The following is a 16,806-nucleotide window of genomic DNA, read 5'->3' as shown; positions in this document are numbered from 1 at the left end:
AGGAATATCCTTTGCATTGAATTCACCAAGGAACTGAGCAAGACGCCGATCAGGTCTGGGTATTGCGCCAGACGATGTCGCGGATCGCGATCTGCCTTGGGATCAGGCCGAGCTTGAAGAAGCGATCGGCGACGCCCTGCTGGGTCGCAATGATGTCGTCGGTCACGGGGCCGACCGAGAAGCCGGCCCGCTTTGCCGCGATGGTCTGGATATCGAGCGGGACGCCGGTGACGGCGGCCAGCGATTTCGCGACCTCATCGGGATGCGCCTCGGCCCATTTCGCCGTTGATGTCGTGACATCGACGATCTGCTGCAGCAGGGCGCCGTGCTTGTTCGCGAAATCGCGGTTGGCGATGTAGAACGCGTTGGTCTTGGTGATATCGCTGCTCTTGACCAGAATGCGGCCGTTCTGCCTGGTCTCGGCGATCGCAAAATACGGATCCCAGATCGCCCAGGCGTCGATGCCGCCATTGGCAAAGGCAGGACCTGCGTCCGGCGGCGTCAGATAGACCGGCGTGATGTCGTCATAGGTCAGCCCGGCCTTCTCCAGCGTCTGGATCACGACGTTGTGCGCACTGGATCCCTTGGTGAAGCCGACACGCTTGCCCTTGAGATCGGCGATGGCGGTGATTGCCGAATTCTGCGGCACCAGGATCCCCGACCCGTTGATGATGGGCTGCGCGGCGGCATAGACGATGGCCGCGCCCGCGGCCTGGGCGAAGATCGGCGGGGAATCGCCGACCGCGCCGTAATCGACGCTGCCGACATTCATCGCCTCCATCATCGGCGGGCCCGAGGAGAACTCGACCCATTTCACGCTGACGCCCTGCGGCTTGAAATGATTTTCCAAGGCCTCACGCTGGCGCGTGATAACGAGCACGCCGTTCTTCTGGTAGCCGATACGAACTTCCTTCGCGTCCGCCTGGGCCTGCGCGCGCCCTGACAGCGCAGCAGCAGCTGCTGTGGCAAGCGACAGCTGGAGGAACTCACGACGCTTCATTCCGAGACTCTCCTGACGATCAAGCGCGCTTCTCAACACGCGATCATGCAATGTCAGGATGATGGGGCGCGCGAATGAAGCTGTCGAGCACCGCACAAAAATAGCGATGCCGGCACTTCGGTGCAGGCATCGCACGTGCCGTTTCGTTCAAGGCGCGGGTCGCGCGTAGCGAATTATTTTCTTCACGCGATCGCGAGGTCGCTGCAGGGGATGAAAGCGCGATGAGATTAGAGAAAGTAACGTCGGTGGTTCACCTCTCCCTTGGGAGAGGTCGGCGCGCAGCGCCGGGTGAGGGGTCACAGTCTCTCGCGGGAGCTGCGGCCCCTCACCCGATTTGCTGCGCAAATCCACCTCTCCCCGTCGGGGAGAGGTGGATCGAACACGCGGCCACACCGATTGAAGCTACTGCTCTCGATCAGCCCGCGGCTGCGGTCTTCGGGCCGACACTGACCGCGAGTTTACCATAGCGGTCCGAGAACGCCTGAGTGTCGATCTCCTCGAGCTGGATCGAGCCGTCAAGCACGCCCTTCTTCCAGGCATCGTGCTCGGGATCGTGCTGGAACTCGGGCATTACCTCTTTCCCAAAAAGCTCGAGCGACTCGCAGATGTGCTCATGGGTGTTCTTGCCGGCCTGGTTGAGCAGGATCACCTGGTCGATATGCGACGCGCGGAAGCGCCGCAGCTTCTTAGCGATCGTTTCCGGCGAACCGATCAGGCCGCCGCGCAGCGCGGCCTCCTGCGCCTCGGGATTCTCGCGCTTCCACTTGTTGTACTCGTCCCACATGTTGACCGTACCGGGTGCCGGCCGCTGCCGGTTCTGCGCCTGGCCGTAATAGCGCAGCGCGAACTGGAAGAAGGTCGCGCCGTCGGCGCGCTTGCGCGCCTCTTCGTCGGTCTCGGCGCACATGAAGAACGAGACCAGCGCCATGTTGGGATTGATCTCGTAGTCGGCGAGCTTCTTCAGCCGCTTGGTGATCGCGTTGTAATAGGCGTGCACCCAGGCATGCGCCGCCTCGGCGCTGACGAACTGGAAGCCGAGCGCACCAAACCCGTTCTGCCCGGCGCGCTCGATCGTCGGCAGTTGCGAGCAGGCCATCCAGAGCGGCGGATGCGGCTTCTGCACCGGCTTCGGCACGACATTGCGCAGCGGGATGTCGAAATACTTGCCGTGATGTTCGGTGCCGACCTTGGTGAACATCGGGAAGATCGCACTCACCGCCTCCTCGAACACCTCGCGCTTGGTCTCCATGTCGCGGCCGAACGGCGTCAGCTCGGTGATCGAGGCGCTTTCACCCATGCCGAACTCACAGCGGCCGTTAGAGAGCAGATCGAGCACCGCCACCCGCTCGGCGACGCGCGCGGGATGATTGGTGGTGAGCTGGAAGATGCCGTGGCCGAGCCGGATGTTCCTGGTGCGCTGGCTCGCGGCGGCGAGGAAAGATTCCGGCGCCGGCGAGTGCGAATATTCCTCGAGGAAGTGATGCTCGACGACCCAGGCGTAGTCGTAGCCAAGCCGGTCGGCGGTCTCCAATTGCGTCAGTGCGTTCTGGTAGAGCCTGAGCTCGTCGCCATCGTTCCAGGGGCGCGGCAGTTGCAGCTCGTAGAAGATGCCGAATTTCATGGCGTCACTCCCAAGGTCGCGTGCTTGACCATTTGTTGTGGTCCCCGACCATTTGTTGTTTTACGGCAGTCTAGTGCCGTAACACCCCAAGTCTAGCCTCGGGAACGAAACCCCAATTCCGCGTAGCGGAAGCCGGCTTGATCGGAACGCACGAATGGTTAGCTTGTAACGAGCTGAGTCGCGGCGCTATTGATCGCGCGCTCACCCTTCCGAAAGCTCATGACCACCTTTACGCCGCACCAGGACTCCGCGCTGAAAGCCGTTGCCGATTGGCTGAAAGCCAAGCCCGGCCAGAACGGGACGCCGCCGGTATTCCGCCTGTTCGGCTATGCTGGAACCGGCAAGACCACGCTCGCCCGCCACATCGCCGAAGGCGTCGACGGCGAGGTGAAGTTCGCGGCCTTCACCGGCAAGGCGGCGCTCGTGATGCGCAACAAGGGTTGCGACAGCGCCTCCACGATCCATTCCCTGATCTACCGCGCCCGCGAGTCCGGCGTCGAGCAGCCGAGTTTTGAGCTGTGGGACGACGCTCCGGCATCAAAAGCCAAGCTGATCGTGATCGACGAATGTTCGATGGTCGACGCCGAGCTCGGCCGCGACCTGATGTCGTTCGATTGCCCGCTGCTGGTGCTCGGCGATCCCGCGCAATTGCCGCCGATCCAGGGCGGCGGCTTCTTCACCGACGCCGAACCGGACGCGATGCTGACCGAGGTGCACCGCCAGGCGCAGGACGATCCGATCGTGCGGATGTCGATGGATATCCGCGAGGGCCGCGAGCTCGAGATCGGCCGCCACGGCGAGAGCGAGGTGGTGTCGCGCAAGGAGCTCGATCCGGACCGCGTGATGAGCGCCGACCAGGTGCTGGTCGGCCGCAACAACACCCGCCGCGCCTACAACATGCGGGTGCGGCAGCGGCAGAACATCGAGGATCCCCTCCCCGTCGCCGGCGACAAGCTGGTCTGCCTGCGCAACAACCGCAAGAAGGGCCTGTTCAACGGCGGGCTGTGGCGGGTCAAGGCGCGCGCGCAGTCGAAGTCGAAGATCATCACCATGCGCGTGATGCCGGACGAGGATTTCGGCTACAAGGTCACCAAGGTCTCGGTGCGCGGCGAATGCTTCGACGGCGGCGTCGAGGGCGTGCCGTGGGAGCAGCGCAAGCCCTATGACGAGTTCGACTACGGCTATGTGCTGACCGTGCACAAGTCGCAGGGCTCGCAATGGGACGACGTCGTGCTGTTCGACGAGAGCTTTGCGTTCCAGGACTCGCGCGCGCGGTGGCTGTACACCGGCATCACGCGGGCGGCGAAGCGACTGAGCATCGTGGTGTGAAAGTCCCGCGCACTCTACACTTCCTAGACCCGTCATCCTGAGGTGCGAGCGGAGCGAGCCTGAGGTGCGAGCGGAGCGAGCCTCGAAGGATGAATCGGCCACAGCCGGGCCGTGCATCCTTCGAGACGCCGCTCCGCGGCTCCTCAGGATGACGGGTGCATGGCACCTCCACGGCACCTACACGTCTGAATAACCAGCATTTCCCTCACGAAACCGTGTGGCCGGCGCCGTAACAAAACGCCCCCTCGCCCGTATTTTGAAGCGTCGGAGCAGCCCGGCCCGATTTGCCAATGCCGGCTCCCGCTCTAGACTGGCCCCCAATTGCGATCCCACGAGGAACCCATGCCCAAAAGCTCCCTCAGCCGCCTCTCGCTTTACGCCGCCGCGATCGGCGCGCTGGCCGTCACAGCTTTTGCCGTTGCGCCCTCGCTTGCCGCCGAGGACGCCGTGGTCATCCCGCCGCCGGCCGCGAGCGCGCCGGAAACCGGCATCAAGACCGCGGTGCTTGCCGGCGGCTGCTTCTGGGGCGTGCAGGGCGTGTTCCAGCACACCGCCGGCATCGTCAGCGCGGTGTCCGGCTACTCCGGCGGCAGCAAGGCGAATGCTGATTACGAGAAGGTCTCGACCGGCACCACCGGCCACGCCGAATCCGTCGAAATCAAGTACGATCCGCAGAAGATCTCCTACGGCAAGATCCTGCAGATCTTCTTCTCCGTCGTGCACGACCCGACCCAGTTGAACCGCCAGGGGCCCGACTCCGGCACGCAGTATCGCTCGGCGATCTTCACGACCAGCGACGAGCAGAAGAAGGTGGCGGACGCCTATATCGCCCAGCTCAACGCCGCCAAGGTCTACAAGAAGCCGATCGTCACCAAGGTCGGCGCGCTGGAGGCGTTCTATCCGGCGGAGGGCTACCACCAGGACTATCTGACGCTGCACCCGAACCAACCCTATATTGCGTATAACGACATCCCGAAGGTCGAAAACCTGAAGAAGATCTTCGCGGAGAACTACATCGAGAAGCCGACGCTGGTGAGCAGCACCAAGGTCACCAACTGAGGCGACGCTTCCCGTCATTGCGAGCGAAGCGAAGCAATCCATATCGCGGCAAGCGGAAAGATGGCTTGCTTCGTCGCTCCGCTCCTCGCAATGACGATCAAACCAAGGAGGTTGAATGTCCGATACCAAAACCGACGGCAAGGTCCGCAAGAGCGAGGCCGAATGGCGCAAGGAATTGACGCCGATGCAGTACGCCGTGCTGCGGGAGAAGGCGACCGAGCGGCCCTTCACCGGCGAATATGAGCATGATCCGCGCAAGGGCACCTATGTCTGCGCCGGCTGCGGGCAGCCGCTGTTCGAGTCCGACCAGAAGTTCGATTCCGGCTGCGGCTGGCCGAGCTTCTCCAAGCCCGCGGTCGAGAGCCATGTCGACGAGGAGCACGATGTGAGCCACGGCATGATCCGCACCGAGGTGCTGTGCTCGAAATGCGACGGCCATCTCGGCCATGTCTTCAACGACGGCCCCGGCCCCACCGGCCTGCGCTACTGCATCAACTCGGCGGCGCTGAAGCTGAACGAGAAGAAGTAACAGCTGCCGCTCTGCGATGGATTGCCAGGTCAAGCCCGGCAATGACGATGGCGGGTCCGGCAAATATCCCGGCCTCACGTCGAACAATTTCTCCGCCCCGCGCGACCAAGAACCGGTCGCGCGGGGTTTTGTTTTGGCGCGGCCGTCCTTCCGCGCGCGTAAACATAAGGAAATTTTGATGTCGCCAATTCCAGCAAAGCTTTTGTTTGGTCTCGGTCTTGCCAGCTTCGTCATCGGGAGCGCCGTGAGCATGCCGGCCTTCGCCGCCGACAAGATCTCGCTGTTCAAGGTCATCACCTCCAAGGACGAAATCGCCATCGGCCTGACGGATGCCGATCTCGCGCAAGTCGAGGGCCAGAATGCCGGCGGCATCGCCAAGATGCTGGTCGCCAAGGGCTCGATCAGCGTCTGGCAATACGCCGTGCACAAATCCGCTTCCGGCGAGCTCGAACAGGCGCCGCTGCACAAGATCGGCCTGATCGCCAGCGACTCGCTGCGGGTCGAGCCCTATCCGACGCCCCTGAAGGTGCTCCCGATCGACGAAAGCAAGAAATAGCCGCCCCGGCGCCCAACAACATCCTCGTGATCGGCCGGCGGCCTTAACGACTCGCGCCCCGGAATGTGCTTTGCTCCGAATTCGCGGGGCCGTAGGCGTCTCGCCGTGCGGCTGCCGCCTGTTCTGAGGAGGGCGCCATGTCGCTTGGACTGATCCTCATCATCCTCCTGCTGATTATCCTGCTGGGCGGCTATAGCGGCCGCATCCGCGGCTATGGCTATGGTCTCGGCCACTCCGGAATGGGCCTTTTCGGGGTGATTTTGATCGTGGTCGTGATCCTGGCCTTGCTCGACAAGATTTAATGGCTGTAAGCTATTGAAATTGATTAAGTTATTTTGATCGACCGCGTGCCATGCGCGGATTCAGCATGTGCCCTGCCGGGGGCGCTTCTGGGGTCGCATTTTTGTCAAAGAGGCCTATATTAGGGATCGAAATGACATGTACGGCGCGCCGCCGATTATAGGCCGCCGTCCCCCAAAATCCCTTTCGCCGCTCTATGCCAAGAACACAAGAGGTCGTCGACCATGCGTCCCCTGCGTCCGTTCAACTATAACACGTCCGCCGAACTGTTCCCCGCCGCGATCCGCAAGAAGAAGCGGGCCGGCTTCGCCTATCGCCGTTTCGGCACTGCCGCCGAAGCCGTGCGCTTTGCGATGGAAGAGCTGCCGGCGGACTCGCTGAACGGCGCCTATCTCCAGGTCGAGGAAGCCCGTTTCGACCAGAACGGCATCCGTTCGCTGTATGAGAGCGAAGGCTTCCCGCTGCCGCGCCGTCCGCGCCCCGAGCCGGCCCAGACCGACGCCGACGCTGCATAGACCTTCTACTCGTCGCTAACGAAAAGCCCTCGGACCGATCCGGGGGCTTTTGTTTTTGAGGTTAGAGTCTCGGCTGCTTGTCGAGCCAGCGCCGCAGCATCCGCACATTGCGGATATTGGCGCGGAACATGACGTCGAAGGCATCGCCCGCCACCGGCACCATGCCAACCACGCCGTCGACCGCGACATTGGCAAGCATCCGCGCGGTGATGTGCCAGGGCGCACCCAGCAAGCGGGCCTCGCGCACCAGCCACAGCGAGATCGCGGTGGTGATGAGATCGCCGATCACCGGGATCAGGCCGATCAACCCGTCGATGCCGTAGCGGACATTGGTGCCCGGCACGACGAAGGCGACGTCGAGCAGCTTTGCGATCATCTCCAGCCGTGCGAGCCGCTCCTCGCGCGTCAGGTTGCCGAACGGGTTGGCGGTCGAGTTGCGGAAGTCGAAGCTGAAGCTTTCCTGAAAGCCTTGGAACTGCGGATGCAGCGGGCCATCGCCGAGCTCGCGCCCGTCCTGATCGATGACCTTGCCGCGCGCCTGCGCCCCGCCGAACGGCGGCCGCGATCGCGTGGCGTGGGGAGAGAAAATGTCGTCCTCGGGCATGGCCATCAGATGGTAACGCCGGCAGGTGGTTCAAGTTGCGTCACATTACCACTGTGTCACGTTCAAGGCCGTTCAAGCGTCGTCACGTGCCGCGCGCCGCCGACGGCGTCAAGCCGAAGCGACGGCAGACGGGAATGTCCGCCGTTTTGGCTGCAACGCTCAGCGAGAGGTTTTCGCGCGAAGCGTGAATTGGCGAGATGCTCTGTTCGCCTCGCCTAATAGACGCCCTTGTTCATCGTTCTGAGCCGCTGGGCCAGCGTCCTCATCACCTTCAGGGCAAAATGCGGCGTCTGGCTGACGAGGAAGAGAAACTGCTTTTCCGAGACCGGGACGAGCTCGACATCCGTGAGCGCCGTGGCGGTCGCGCTTCTTGGCTCGTTGTCGATCAATGCCATTTCGCCAAAGATCGTGTCAGGCGCCAGGTCCGCCATGGTCTTGTTACCGACCTGAATGCGCACATAGCCGCTCTTGATCACGAACAGCTCGTTGGCCTGCTCACCTTCGCGAAAGATGAGGCCGCCGGCCCGGACCAGGCGCGTTTCGATATCGTTGCCCGTCAGAAGGCTGAAGCTTGCATCTGCCACTCGAAATTCCTTTCCCCGAATCCGGATGCAGATCTCCTACATCCGGTTGTCTTGCTGCTCCGGCTAAAACAAATGCGCGAAAACAAAGTAGAGCAGGCCCGAGATCAGCATCGCCACCGGCAAGGTCAGAACCCAGGCCATGGCGATGTTGCGGATTGTCGACCATTGCAGGCCGGATCCGTTTGCGGTCATGGTGCCGGCGATGCCGGACGACAACACATGCGTTGTCGACACCGGCAAGCCGTACCCGTCTGCCGCGGCGATGGTCGCCGCTGCCGTGATCTCGGCGCAGGCACCCTGCGCATAGGTCAGATGGGTCTTGCCGATCTTTTCACCCACCGTCACGACAATCCGCTTCCAGCCGACCATCGTGCCGAGACCGAGCGCGATGGCGACCGCAATCTTGACCCAGGACGGGATGAATTTGGTCGCGGCATCCAGCGAGCCCTTGTAGCGATTGAGCGTCGCGACATCGGCATCGTTCAGCCCGCTGTCGCTGCTCTTCATGAGCGAGCGCAACGCCTCCGACACCAGATACATGTCGTTGCGCGTGTTGCCGACGGTCTCGGCCGGGAATTTTGCCAGCGAACCGTACTGAACGACCTGATCGCGGATTTCGCCGACGAGAACGACGAGTGACGGATAGGTATCGTCGGTGAGTTGCCGAAGGGCGATGTAGTTCGTCACCGCCGGACGCGGATTGCCCGTCACCTTGCGATCGGCTCCCCTATCCTCGATCACCTTGCTCGCCGCCGCCGAATTCGCGGTGAATGCCGCGATCTGGCTCGCAGGCATCGCGCGGTTGAGTGCGTAAGCGGTTGGGACCACGCCGATCAGGATGAGCATGATGAGACCCATGCCCTTTTGACCGTCGTTCGATCCGTGGAAAAAGCTGACCAGGGTGCAGGTCAGGATCAGGATGCCGCGGATCCACCATGGCGGCGGCTGATCGCCTTTCGGCTCGCCGAACAGCGCCGGCGTTGCGCGCAACAGCGCGGTTTTCAGCCCGTAGAGCAGGATGGCAGCGAGCGCAAATCCGAACAGCGGCGACAACAGCAGCGCCTTGCCGGTGTTGACGGCCTGCGACCAATCCACGCCGGAGGTCCCCTCCCGTCCGTGCATCAGGGCATTCGCGATGCCGACGCCCATGATCGATCCGATCAGGGTGTGCGAGCTCGAGGCAGGCAAACCAAAATACCAGGTACCCACGTTCCAGATGATGGCGGCGATCAGGAGCGCAAACACCATGGCGAACCCGGCGCTGCTGCCAACCTGAAGGATCAACTCGACCGGCAACAGCGAGACGATGCCGAAAGCAACGGCGCCACTGGAGAGCAGCACACCGATCAGATTGAAGAGGCCCGACCAGACAACGGCAATGTGGGCCGGCATCGAACGGGTGTAGATCACGGTGGCGACGGCGTTCGCCGTGTCGTGAAAGCCGTTGACGAATTCGAAGCCGAGCGAGATCAACAGCGCCACGAACAGCAGCAGGAACGCGAGATAGGATGTCTTGCCGGGGCCCGTCGCGCCAACATCCGCGTAGATGCTGTAGGCCACGAACAGCAGCGCGGCGCCGACCACGCCGAGATAGATGATGCCGGTGAGGGGATGAAAGCCTTTCTCGAGATCGGGCCCGCCGCTACGCGCAGGCTCGATCGAACCAGGTAACGCTGCATCGCTCATGGATCGCCCTCCCTCACGGCCGCGGGAGGACAAAAGCGGCCATGTGACATTTGGACTACGTTGACATGACGTCCATATGACAGTTCCATGAAAGACGATGTGCCCGGCCTGCGGCCGGCGTCTAATCTATTGATAAATTTAGCGTAACGGCGCCATCTGTCGCTCGCGGTGCGTTAAGCTTGGCTTCCTGTCAGATTGCAAGACGCTCATTTCGTCGCAAACGCCACTTCACCAAGCGTAGCGCACCACGCCCTTGCCGGCATAGCTCGAGGTAACGTTGGAGAATTCGCCTTCGAACGTCGCGGCCGCCGACCAGCCATTTCGCCACTTCATGTCGACCGATGCCGTCGTCAAGGCGGAGTCGCTTGCCTGCGCCGCGCCGTTGACGACAAAACTGGCGCCCGGCAGCGCCTGGAAGGTGGCCGCAGCCAGGCGGTTCGGATTGCAGTCGTGCGCCCAGGCGAAGCGCGTGCGCAGCGTCAGGATGCCGTCCTGCATCAGGAAGGACTTGTCGGTGCGGACGCCGAGCTCACTGCGCGGATCCGTCACGCTCCGGCCGGCATACCGAAGTGCAAAGCTCGGCAAGCCCGAGGTCGCCTGCTCAGCGTAGGCAGGCAGTTCGAAGCTCGTGAATTCGCCTGCGGCGTAAGGGGTGATCCCCACGCCGCCGGTCCACGGCGCGACGAAACGATAGCCGCCCTCAAGCCTGCCGGAATAGGCATTGGCATTGAACTCAGCGCGAAGCTGGTCGATGCCGGCGGCCGTGACCGTGCGGTTGGTGGTGATGTCTTGCCAGCCATAGGCGAGCGCGGCGGTCACGTAGGCCGGGCCATCGGTATGGCGGATGTAAGCACCGGCCTGGAATAGATCGGAGCGGCCACCGCCGAGTGTGTTGACGCTGAAGCTGGTGCCGCCGCCAGCGAGCGCGAAGCCCGCAAGTGTGTTCGGCGAGAACAGATAGTCTGCTCCGACTGCCGTGCCAGCAATGCGGCTCGTGGTGTCATTTGAACCAATGGCCGCATTGCCGCTTGTCGATTGCGAGCCACCATATCCCGCCACCCACACGTTCCAGCGCGGCACAAGCGCCGCCGGCGGCGCTTTGGTGAACATCGCAAACGCGTCATCGCGATGGCGTGCCGCATAAGCGCTCGTCTGGTCGCCCTCCTCCGCGTAACCGGTCGCCGCCGATGCTCCGCCAAAGCCATTACCCCTACCCATGAACGGATCGGCAAGCAGGCCCATGAACTGGTGCATCGCATTGAATGTGGCCTGCTGCGAGCCCGTAGCGCTCTCGCCGGAAGCCTGCGTCAGGCCGCCGGCGGAGAGTGAGCCGTAGAGCAGCGGAATGCTGCCGTTGCTATTGAAGAAACCAGTCAGTGCGTTGCCAACCGCCTGCTGGTTGCCACTTGGAAGCGCATAGTTCAGGAACAAGTTGAGATAGGCGTCGTTGGCGTCATAGCTCAGTGCGGTTTGAAAATTCGCCGGCAGGTTGGTGTTGACGAGCGAACCGAACGTCCCGGACACACCGCCTGTTGCGGTCAGGATGGTGTATTGCTTGTTAACATAGCTGCCTAGGGCATAGAACGCGTTCACGGTAGCGCCGTCGAGCGTGGCCGTGCCGCTGACGGTGGCGAAGGATGCAATCGATGGATTGACCCGCACCTGATAGATCGCACCCTGCTGGAAGGCGAGATTGCCCGACACCGTCATCGACGTGCCTGGCGAGCCGTTGCCCGGCGCGAATATGGCGCCGGAATTGACTTGTGTCGCTCCGACCGTGCCCACGCCCACGAGCGTGCCACCCGCCACGGTGAGATTGGTAGCCGCCGACAGGTCGCCGCTGACGTTGAGCGTACCTCCCTTCACCGTCCACGGATTGGTTTGTCCGTATGTCCCGGTGACCGTCCAGGTCGCATTGTCGACCACGTTGAAGGTCGAAAAGCCCCGGTATTGCTGGGCCGCGCCGATCGAGCTCAGGTCGAAAACCGCAGTGCCGTGGCCCCCGAGCTGGAAAGTGTCGCTGCCGGACGCGGACACCAGACCTTGGATAGATGAGCCCGGTGCAAGCGTCAGCGTGTTATTTCCACCGCCGAATTGAATCGCGGTAGAGCCCCCAAAGATGGAGCCAGCATTAAAGATTGATGTTCCACTGCCCGTCGTCGAGATTGCAAAGGTCCCCGCAATGGAGCCGACGTTAAAGACGGACAGTCCGTCGCCGCTAGCCAAAATTCCGTAAGCCAAACCGAAGATGCTGCCGCTCGCAGCGTTGGTTACAACCGAGCCTCCAAATATCTCCAAAGCCGCATAGTTGTTGCTACTGATGATGCCATAATTGGAAACGACGACACCAGATCCGCCGGAAACTCCGACGATGTCACCAGTGATGCGTCCGCCAGCGTTGTTCACCACAGAGCCATTCGCAACAGCAACGGCCACTATAAAGAGTCCGATAATCCCCCCAGAATTGTTGATGTTGGCGGTGCCGCCGACGGTGATCGCCGTCGGTCCAGTAGTGAAGATGGAACCATCCGCCTTGTTGGTTAGCGTTAAATTGCCGCTAGCCACTACGCCTTTGATTGGTCCCCAAATGATGCCACGGGATTCATTAGTTACCGTTCCGTCGTGAATGGAGATGCCGGCAGAATTGCCTGTGAGCGTACTCCCGGTGCCGACGTTGATGGTGACGCCAGCCTCGCTGCCGGTTCCGTAGCCAAAGCCTTGAACACTAGCACTGGTGCCAGGTGCGCCGCCGCCCTGATTGGTGGTCGTGCCCGTGCAGAACGCCGTCACTCCGTCAGCGGCTGCGGGCGTGCAGTCGGCATAGGCCGGCCGGTTCATCCACAACGGAAGTGCTGTCAGTAGTCCCGTAGCCAGCGTCAAGCGACGCAAAGCGACGCCGCGATAGTGAATTCCCAACTTGCGCATTCCCAGCCTTCCCGTCGGGCAATCCAGATTAGAAAGCGCCAACGCTCGGGCACAACTCTGAGGCGATTATCGTAACAGACGCAATGTGGACTGAACCGACTCAACTACCGAAATTGCGGATCGTCGCCTCTTGTTGCTACACGGCAACAATCTGCTTGGCTTGGTCTTGGCGCTAACGGTATAAGCGGTATGGATATCCGGATCGCGGCGCGCGCGGACTGGAGTCATCTGGGGTTCGTGATCTCGAAGGATCGAGATGCTCCGTGAACGTCCTAATGCTGGGATGCCGGCGTCGCCGGCACGTGCTGCTCTTCGGCATATTTGTGCGCCAGCCAGGACGTGATCACGCCTGGGATGAAGCCGACCAGCCCGTAGAGGATGAACTGCACGGCGCCGCTTTCGGAGCCGTGCGAGGCGTAGGTCAGCGCTGCGCCGACGAACGCCACCGCGCCGACGATCAGCATCCGCACCGTCGGCGTGATCCGCCGCATATGCATCAGGATGTCGTCGACCGCGCCGAACATCAGCGACGGCACGATGCCGAACAGATAATTGTATTGCAGCGACTTCACGAACACGACGAGCAGCTTCGCCACCTCGCCGCCATTGGTCTCGGTCCAGTAGCCGGACTGATAGGTGGTCATGAGCAGCAGCAGGAAGCCGCCGATGAACGGCCCGATGGCTGCGAAGATCAGATAGCGTTTCATAGCGTGCCCCTGCCCGACATCAGGCGAGTGTAACGCAGTCACGCAACGGTTCTAGGGAAAATCGAAAGCGCCCGGTAATGTTCCGGGATCATCGCGTCGATGCGCTGCAACAGCCGGACTTCGCTGCGATACGGAATCGCCCGGACACAGCCGGGCGATGAGATCGTGAGTACCGAGGTGAGCGCTGAAGCTGTTACTCACCCCACGCGGCGAACGCGTCGTTGAAGGCGCGCTCGCCGGGGGCGCCCTTTTCGATCGCGATGATGGCGCGGCGCTGGTTGGTATAGACCAGCGGCACGTCGAACCAGGAGCGCTCCTTCAACAGCTGCAGATTGCGCGAGCGGTCGGCGTCGACGTTGGAGAGGCCGACCAGGAAGAAGCCGTCGGTGACCTTGACCGCGAGCCCGGCCAGCGGCGTGCCGCGCGCCTGCTCGTTGGACTTCATCAGGATGCCCGGCACGTTGCCGACGCCGCCATTGGCGAAGTCCTGCGGCAGGATGAAGGTCAATTCCGCGGTGTGGCTCGCCGGCAGCGATGAATCGGTGTTGCGGCGGAACGACATCGTCATCTTGAACTTGCGATCGGGGATGTCGATGTCGGCGCGCACCGCGATGTCGGGCTTCTGGTTGCCCGAGCCCTTGACCTGCTCGGTGCGCCAGACCACCGAACCGACATATTGCTTGCCCTTCGGATCCGACGGGTCCTCGTCATAGAGCACCACGCGCTGCGCCACCGGAGCGACCGGCTCGCCCGACGACGACGGCTGGCCGACGCGGTCGGTGATCTTCTTGCTCGAAGGCGTCGCCGCGGCATCCTTCGGCGCCTCGACGGGGGCGGAGGATTTGAACAGGCTGCTGACGAAGGCGGTCGCCTGCTGCCGCAGCAGGATGCCGGTGCCGGCCAGGATCAGCAGGATGCCGATCACGATCGCGGTCTTGAACGGGAACATCGAACCGACACGCGGCCGCTTCGGCTCGCGCTCGGCATTGCTGACCCGCGCGCGCGGCGGCGGCGCCTGGGGCGGCTGCGGGGCGTAGCGCTCCGCCTCCTCGATCGACTCCTCGTAGGAATACGGCGCCTCGGGATCGCCGCCGCGGTTTTCGAGGCTCGGCTCGAGCCGGTCGAATTCCGGCGAGGGCGACGGCACGTTGGCGTAGGTCTTGCGCGCGTTGCGGCTGGCTTGCGCGGCGGCCCGGCCGAGATCGTCGGCGTCGGCGGTGATGTCGCGGAAGCCGCGCACACCCGGGGCGGCCGGGGGCGGCGCGCCTTCGGGGCCACGGCGCGGCGCAGCCGGCCGGGCGGGCGGCGCCTGGGTATCGGTGCCGGCAGCAACCTGCGGGTTCTGCGGCCGTGGTGGGGCCGGCGGCGGCGCGTCGGGGCGCAAATTGCGCGGGCGGGGTTCGACCGGCGGCCGCGGGCGCGCGGCATTGTCGGCGGAATTGGCCTCGGGCGGCCTTGTATTTGCCTCCGGCGGTCTTGGATTGGCACGGCGCAGCGGGTCGCTGCTGCGGGCCGCCCCGCCGCCGGGGCGCGAGGCCTCGCGGGCGCGCTGCGCGGCCTCGGACTCGACCTTGCGCACCGCCTCTTCCAGCGACAGCCGTTCGCGGGTGATCTCGGATTCGGAGAGCGGCGGCTGCACGCCGCGGAGTTGCTGGATCAACGCCGTCCGCGCCCGCGCATACAGCGCACGGCGGGCTTCGCCGGGGGCGTTGGGGTCCAGTCCGGCGATGGCACGGGCGATCAGCGGGTAGTAGTCAGCCATTTCCACACAATTGGTGGGATATAGGTAATATCCCGTTAAGCCTCGAACGGATTCTGTACCAGAATAGTATCTTCACGTTCCGGGCTGGTGGAAAGCAGGGTGACCGGGCACCCCACCAGTTCCTCGACCCGGCGGACATACTTGATGGCCTGGGCCGGCAGGTCCGCCCAGGACCGCGCATTGGCGGTCGGCTGCTTCCAGCCCTCGATGATCTCATAGATCGGCTCGATGCGGGCCTGCGCGCCCTCGCCCGCCGGCAGATGGTCGATTTCCTTGCCGTCGAGCTTGTAGCCGATGCAGACCTTGATGCTGTCGAACCCGTCGAGAATATCGAGCTTGGTCAGCGCCAGCCCGGCAATTCCGCAGGTGCGGACGGTCTGCCGCACCAGCATCGCATCGAACCAGCCGACCCGGCGCTTGCGCCCGGTGTTGACGCCAAATTCCTTGCCGCGGCGGCCGATTTCCTCGCCGATCTCGTCGTTCAGCTCGGTCGGGAACGGACCCTGGCCGACCCGGGTGGTGTAGGCCTTGCAGATGCCGAGCACATAGCCGACCGCGCCCGGACCCATGCCGGTGCCGGTCGCGGCCTGCGCCGCCACCGTGTTGGACGACGTCACATAGGGATAGGTACCGTGGTCGACGTCGAGCAGCGCGCCCTGCGCGCCCTCGAACAGGATGCGCTTGCCCTCGCGGCGCTTGATATCCAGCAGCCGCCACACCGTCTCGGCATAGGGCAGCAGCTTCGGCGCGAACGCCGTCAGTTCGGCGAGAATCCCCTTGCCGTCGATCTCCTCCAGATTGTTGCCGCGGCGCAGCGCATTGTGGTGCGCCAGCAGGCGTTCGATCTTGTGCGGTAGGGTATCGAGATCGGCGAGATCCATCAGGCGGATGGCGCGGCGGCCGACCTTGTCCTCATAGGCCGGGCCGATGCCGCGGCGGGTGGTGCCGATCGAGGTGACGGCGTTGGAGGATTCGCGCAGCGAGTCGAGCTCGCGATGCAGCGGCAGGATCAGGGTGACGTTCTCGGCGATCCGCAGATTGTCCGGTCCGACCGCAACGCCCTGGCCCTTCAGCTTGGCGACCTCGTCGAGGAAGGCCTGCGGGTCGAACACCACGCCGTTGCCGATCACCGCGAGCTTGTTCGGGCGCAGCACGCCGGAGGGCAGCAGCGCCAGCTTGTAGGTCTCGCCATTGATCACGAGCGTATGGCCGGCATTGTGGCCGCCCTGGAAGCGCACGACGATGTCGGCCTGTTCCGACAGCCAGTCGACGATCTTGCCCTTCCCCTCGTCACCCCATTGGGCGCCGACGACGACAACATTGGCCATTGCGAAGATGTTCCCTTCAGGTGTTTCAGAGACCATGATCGCGGCGAAAACGCGTCCGCCCACAGCGACCATGCATGATATGCCCAGCCCAAACCGCGGCGGCCGGCCGCGGCGCACGCAAGGCGCCTACCGGATAAAGGAAGCGGGTCGGCTGCGCAAGCAAGAAGGGGGTCGTTTGCGCCTTTTAGACGAGCTACAACCCTTTGATATCCCCTGAAAATTCCATGCCGTGCCCGGCTGCGCCGGACTGGCGGGAATTTAATGTTGGGGCGGCCTTGGGCTAACCGTACGGCCGATTGAT

At 63.3% G+C, this 16,806-nt stretch carries 15 protein-coding genes; 6 read left to right on the top strand and 9 right to left on the bottom strand.

Annotated features, from left to right (window positions below; translation table 11 throughout):
- Positions 1-49: 49 nt before the first annotated feature.
- Positions 50-1,000 carry a sulfonate ABC transporter substrate-binding protein gene (locus HU230_RS00645; protein ID WP_176533421.1) on the bottom strand — a complete coding sequence of 317 codons (951 nt, stop codon included), beginning with the start codon at positions 998-1,000 and terminating at the stop codon, positions 50-52.
- Positions 1,001-1,415: 415 nt separating this feature from the next.
- Positions 1,416-2,621, bottom strand: coding sequence for an LLM class flavin-dependent oxidoreductase (locus HU230_RS00640; RefSeq protein WP_176533422.1), 1,206 nt, complete (start codon positions 2,619-2,621; stop codon positions 1,416-1,418).
- A gap of 219 nt (positions 2,622-2,840) precedes the next feature.
- Between HU230_RS00640 and HU230_RS00635 the strand changes: the two genes are divergently transcribed.
- The 6 genes from HU230_RS00635 (at position 2,841) to HU230_RS00610 (ending at position 6,909) form a co-directional block, all read left to right on the top strand.
- Complete coding sequence (locus HU230_RS00635; RefSeq protein ID WP_176533423.1) at positions 2,841-3,950, top strand: ATP-dependent DNA helicase; 1,110 nt, start codon at positions 2,841-2,843, stop codon at positions 3,948-3,950.
- Positions 3,951-4,292: 342 nt separating this feature from the next.
- The gene (gene msrA, locus HU230_RS00630; RefSeq protein ID WP_176533424.1) at positions 4,293-5,009 is read left to right on the top strand and encodes a peptide-methionine (S)-S-oxide reductase MsrA; all 717 of its coding nucleotides are present in this window, start codon (positions 4,293-4,295) and stop codon (positions 5,007-5,009) included.
- Between the two features lie 115 nt (positions 5,010-5,124).
- Positions 5,125-5,538, top strand: coding sequence for a peptide-methionine (R)-S-oxide reductase MsrB (msrB, locus tag HU230_RS00625; RefSeq protein WP_176533425.1), 414 nt, complete (start codon positions 5,125-5,127; stop codon positions 5,536-5,538).
- A gap of 178 nt (positions 5,539-5,716) precedes the next feature.
- Entirely contained in the window at positions 5,717-6,094 is a 378-nt protein-coding gene (locus tag HU230_RS00620; protein ID WP_224942787.1) for a hypothetical protein, read from the top strand.
- 137 nt (positions 6,095-6,231) lie between these two features.
- Positions 6,232-6,396: a DUF3309 family protein gene (locus HU230_RS00615; RefSeq protein WP_176533426.1), complete on the top strand. Its 165-nt coding sequence runs from the start codon at positions 6,232-6,234 to the stop codon at positions 6,394-6,396.
- 222 nt (positions 6,397-6,618) lie between these two features.
- Positions 6,619-6,909, top strand: a complete 291-nt coding sequence (locus tag HU230_RS00610; RefSeq protein WP_092117298.1) for a hypothetical protein — start codon at positions 6,619-6,621, stop codon at positions 6,907-6,909.
- A gap of 61 nt (positions 6,910-6,970) precedes the next feature.
- Here HU230_RS00610 and HU230_RS00605 read toward each other — a convergent pair whose 3' ends face one another.
- The 7 genes from HU230_RS00605 to HU230_RS00575 all read right to left on the bottom strand — a co-directional run bounded on the left by HU230_RS00605 (position 6,971) and on the right by HU230_RS00575 (position 16,505).
- Complete coding sequence (locus HU230_RS00605) at positions 6,971-7,519, bottom strand: DUF4112 domain-containing protein (protein ID WP_176533427.1); 549 nt, start codon at positions 7,517-7,519, stop codon at positions 6,971-6,973.
- Between the two features lie 209 nt (positions 7,520-7,728).
- Complete coding sequence (locus HU230_RS00600; RefSeq protein ID WP_176533428.1) at positions 7,729-8,097, bottom strand: Crp/Fnr family transcriptional regulator; 369 nt, start codon at positions 8,095-8,097, stop codon at positions 7,729-7,731.
- A 63-nt stretch (positions 8,098-8,160) separates the two neighbouring features.
- Positions 8,161-9,783: an inorganic phosphate transporter gene (locus tag HU230_RS00595; RefSeq protein WP_176533429.1), complete on the bottom strand. Its 1,623-nt coding sequence runs from the start codon at positions 9,781-9,783 to the stop codon at positions 8,161-8,163.
- Between the two features lie 228 nt (positions 9,784-10,011).
- A complete protein-coding gene (locus HU230_RS00590; RefSeq protein WP_176533430.1) occupies positions 10,012-12,708 on the bottom strand; it encodes an autotransporter outer membrane beta-barrel domain-containing protein in 2,697 nt (898 codons plus the stop codon).
- Positions 12,709-12,980: 272 nt separating this feature from the next.
- Complete coding sequence (locus HU230_RS00585; protein ID WP_176533431.1) at positions 12,981-13,415, bottom strand: DUF5413 family protein; 435 nt, start codon at positions 13,413-13,415, stop codon at positions 12,981-12,983.
- A 193-nt stretch (positions 13,416-13,608) separates the two neighbouring features.
- Complete coding sequence (locus HU230_RS00580; RefSeq protein ID WP_176533432.1) at positions 13,609-15,177, bottom strand: hypothetical protein; 1,569 nt, start codon at positions 15,175-15,177, stop codon at positions 13,609-13,611.
- Between the two features lie 35 nt (positions 15,178-15,212).
- Positions 15,213-16,505: an adenylosuccinate synthase gene (locus HU230_RS00575; RefSeq protein ID WP_176533433.1), complete on the bottom strand. Its 1,293-nt coding sequence runs from the start codon at positions 16,503-16,505 to the stop codon at positions 15,213-15,215.
- Positions 16,506-16,806: the final 301 nt, after the last annotated feature.

The organism is Bradyrhizobium quebecense (genome assembly GCF_013373795.3).
In the GTDB taxonomy this organism is placed as follows: domain Bacteria; phylum Pseudomonadota; class Alphaproteobacteria; order Rhizobiales; family Xanthobacteraceae; genus Bradyrhizobium; species Bradyrhizobium quebecense.
The sequence above is the reverse complement of the archived record's forward strand: the minus strand, read 5'-3'. Positions and strand labels throughout refer to the sequence as shown.

Bases quoted from the DNA above. Each gene is read 5' to 3' on its own strand.
- HU230_RS00645 (WP_176533421.1), bottom strand. From the start codon at position 1,000: ATGAAGCGTCGTGAGTTCCTCCAGCTGTCGCTTGCCACAGCAGCTGCT.
- HU230_RS00640 (WP_176533422.1), bottom strand. From the start codon at position 2,621: ATGAAATTCGGCATCTTCTACGAGCTGCAACTGCCGCGCCCCTGGAAC.
- HU230_RS00635 (WP_176533423.1), top strand. From the start codon at position 2,841: ATGACCACCTTTACGCCGCACCAGGACTCCGCGCTGAAAGCCGTTGCC.
- msrA (WP_176533424.1), top strand. From the start codon at position 4,293: ATGCCCAAAAGCTCCCTCAGCCGCCTCTCGCTTTACGCCGCCGCGATC.
- msrB (WP_176533425.1), top strand. From the start codon at position 5,125: ATGTCCGATACCAAAACCGACGGCAAGGTCCGCAAGAGCGAGGCCGAA.
- HU230_RS00620 (WP_224942787.1), top strand. From the start codon at position 5,717: ATGTCGCCAATTCCAGCAAAGCTTTTGTTTGGTCTCGGTCTTGCCAGC.
- HU230_RS00615 (WP_176533426.1), top strand. From the start codon at position 6,232: ATGTCGCTTGGACTGATCCTCATCATCCTCCTGCTGATTATCCTGCTG.
- HU230_RS00610 (WP_092117298.1), top strand. From the start codon at position 6,619: ATGCGTCCCCTGCGTCCGTTCAACTATAACACGTCCGCCGAACTGTTC.
- HU230_RS00605 (WP_176533427.1), bottom strand. From the start codon at position 7,519: ATGGCCATGCCCGAGGACGACATTTTCTCTCCCCACGCCACGCGATCG.
- HU230_RS00595 (WP_176533429.1), bottom strand. From the start codon at position 9,783: ATGAGCGATGCAGCGTTACCTGGTTCGATCGAGCCTGCGCGTAGCGGC.
- HU230_RS00590 (WP_176533430.1), bottom strand. From the start codon at position 12,708: ATGCGCAAGTTGGGAATTCACTATCGCGGCGTCGCTTTGCGTCGCTTG.
- HU230_RS00585 (WP_176533431.1), bottom strand. From the start codon at position 13,415: ATGAAACGCTATCTGATCTTCGCAGCCATCGGGCCGTTCATCGGCGGC.
- HU230_RS00580 (WP_176533432.1), bottom strand. From the start codon at position 15,177: ATGGCTGACTACTACCCGCTGATCGCCCGTGCCATCGCCGGACTGGAC.
- HU230_RS00575 (WP_176533433.1), bottom strand. From the start codon at position 16,505: ATGGCCAATGTTGTCGTCGTCGGCGCCCAATGGGGTGACGAGGGGAAG.